At 71.0% G+C, this 2,727-nt stretch carries 1 protein-coding gene; it reads left to right on the forward strand.

Features of this window, described 5'->3' with window-relative positions; translation table 11 throughout:
* The first annotated feature begins 20 nt into the window (after positions 1 to 20).
* Positions 21 to 2,657: a 1,4-alpha-glucan branching enzyme gene (gene glgB / locus L0P92_RS43740; protein WP_234768694.1), complete on the forward strand. Its 2,637-nt coding sequence runs from the start codon at positions 21 to 23 to the stop codon at positions 2,655 to 2,657.
* The last annotated feature ends 70 nt before the right edge of the window (positions 2,658 to 2,727 follow it).

Genomic DNA, 2,727 nt, shown 5'->3' on the forward strand with positions numbered 1-2,727 from the left:
GCGCCTAGGAGGCCCCGCCCGTGACCCCCCGCACCACTCCCTCCAGCGGTTCGGCCCCGAAGAAGACGGCCGAGAAGCCGGCCGAGAAGCCGACCGGACAGCCGGCCGAGCAGACGAGCGTCGCGAAGAAGGCGGCGACGAAGACGGCGAAGGCCGCGGAGGCCATGAAGAAGGGGACGCCGAAGAAGGCGGCCAAGAAGGCCGGGGCGGCGAAGAAGACGGCCGCGAAAAAGGCCCCGGCGAAGAAGGCCGCCGCCAAGAAGACCGTGAGCAAGAAGACCGTGGCGAAGAAGGCCGCCGCGAAGACGACCACGGCCAGGACGACGGCGAAGAGCGCGGCGAAGAGCACGGCCCCGAAGAAGGCCGCCGCCAAGAAGATTCCGGCGCAGAAGGCGGGCACGGCGCCCAAGAAGATCCCCGCGCAGAAGGCGGCCCCCGTCGAGCCCCCGGCCCCCGTGGACGTCGCTGTCTCCCCCGCGCTCGACGCAGTCGACCGCGACCGTCTTCTCGCCGGCACCCATCACGACCCGCATTCCGTGCTCGGCGCCCACCCGGTGCCCGGCGGTGTCGCCTTCCGCGCCTTCCGGCCGTACGCCCTGTCGGTCACCGTCGTCGCGGGCAGCCTGCGCGCCGAACTGCACGACGACGCGGAGGGGTTCTTCTCGGGGCTGCTGCCCCTGCGGGAGGTCCCGGCCGACTATCAGCTTCTCGTGGCGTACGAGGGTTCGGTCCAGGAGACCGAGGACGCGTACCGCTTCCTGCCCGCGCTGGGCGAACTCGATCTGCATCTGATCGGCGAGGGTCGGCACGAGGAGCTGTGGCGGGCGCTCGGTGCCGAGCCGATGACACACCAGGGCGTGACCGGCACCCGCTTCACGGTGTGGGCGCCGAACGCGCGCGGCGTGTCCCTGGCCGGCACGTTCAACTTCTGGGACGGCACGGGTTATCCGATGCGCTCGCTCGGCGGCACCGGTGTCTGGGAGCTGTTCGTGCCGGAGATCGGTGAGGGCGAGCTGTACAAGTTCGAGATCACCCGGCCCGACGGTTCGAAGACGCTGCGCGCGGATCCGCTGGCCCGCCGTACGCAGGCCCCGCCCGACACGTCCTCCATCGTGTACGCCTCGCGGCACGAGTGGCGCGACGAGGAGTGGCTGGCGCGGCGCGGGTCGGTGCCGCCGCACGAGGCGCCGTTCTCGGTGTACGAGGTCCACCTGGCCTCCTGGCGCCCCGGGCTGACGTACCGGCAACTCGCCGAGCAGCTGCCCGCCTACGTCAAGGACCTCGGCTTCACGCACGTCGAGCTGATGCCGGTGGCCGAGCACCCCTTCGGCGGCTCCTGGGGCTACCAGGTCACGGGCTTCTACGCGCCCACGGCCCGGCTCGGCACCCCGGACGACTTCAAGTACCTGGTGGACTCCCTCCACCGGGCCGGCATCGGCGTCCTGATGGACTGGGTGCCGGCGCACTTCCCGCGCGACGACTGGGCGCTGGCCGAGTTCGACGGGCGCCCCCTGTACGAGCACGAGGACCCGCTCCGCTCCGCACACCCGGACTGGGGGACGCTGGAGTTCGACTTCGGCCGGCGCGAGGTGCGCAACTTCCTGGTGGCCAACGCCCTGTACTGGTGCGAGGAGTTCCACATCGACGGGCTCCGGGTGGACGCCGTGGCCTCCATGCTCTACCTGGACTACTCGCGTGAGCCCGGGCAGTGGGTGCCGAACGAGCACGGCGGTCGGGAGAACCTGGACGCGGTGGCGTTCCTCCAGGAGATGAACGCCACGGTGTACCGGCGGGTACCCGGGGTCGTGACGATCGCGGAGGAGTCGACGGCGTGGGACGGCGTGACGCGTCCGACGCACGTGTCCGGCCCGGGAGGCTTCGGAGGGCTCGGCTTCGGCCTGAAATGGAACATGGGCTGGATGCACGACTCGCTGGAGTACATGGCGAAGGAGCCGATCCACCGCAAGCACCACCACGACGAGATGACGTTCTCGATGGTGTACGCGTACAGCGAGAACTACGTCCTTCCCATCTCCCACGACGAGGTCGTGCACGGCAAGCGGTCGCTGGTGTCGAAGATGCCGGGCGACTGGTGGCAGCAGCGCGCGAATCACCGGGCGTACCTGGGCTTCATGTGGGCCCACCCCGGCAAGCAACTCCTTTTCATGGGGCAGGAGTTCGCGCAGGGCGCGGAGTGGTCGGAGGCGCACGGGCCGGACTGGTGGCTGCTGGACCCGGCGTACGGGGCGGAGCCCGACCACCGGGGCGTGCGGGACCTGGTCCGCGACCTGAACACGGTCTACCGCCACACGCCGGCCCTGTGGCAGCGGGACACCGACGCGTCCGGGTTCCAGTGGGTGGTGGGGGACGCGGCCGACGACAACGTGTTCGCGTTCTTGCGCTTCGACGCGGAGGGGGCTCCGCTGCTGGCGGTGTCGAACATGTCGCCGGTGGTTCGGCAGGACTACCGGCTCGGGGTTCCGGACGACGTCCCCGCCTGGTACGAGACCTTGAACACCGACGCCGCGCGCTACGGCGGCAGCGACGTCACCAACCCCGACCCGGTCAAGCCCGAGCCCCAGGGGTGGCACGGCCGCCCGGCGAGCATCCGCCTGACGCTGCCACCCCTGGCAACGGTGTGGCTCCGCCCTGCCTAGCGTCTTTCGCCCCCGCCGCCCCTACCCGTCCCATCCCTGGGGGCGGCAGCCCCCAGGGATGGGACGGGTA

Origin of the sequence: Streptomyces muensis, assembly GCF_021474425.1 — a bacterium.
Lineage (GTDB): Bacteria > Actinomycetota > Actinomycetes > Streptomycetales > Streptomycetaceae > Streptomyces > Streptomyces muensis.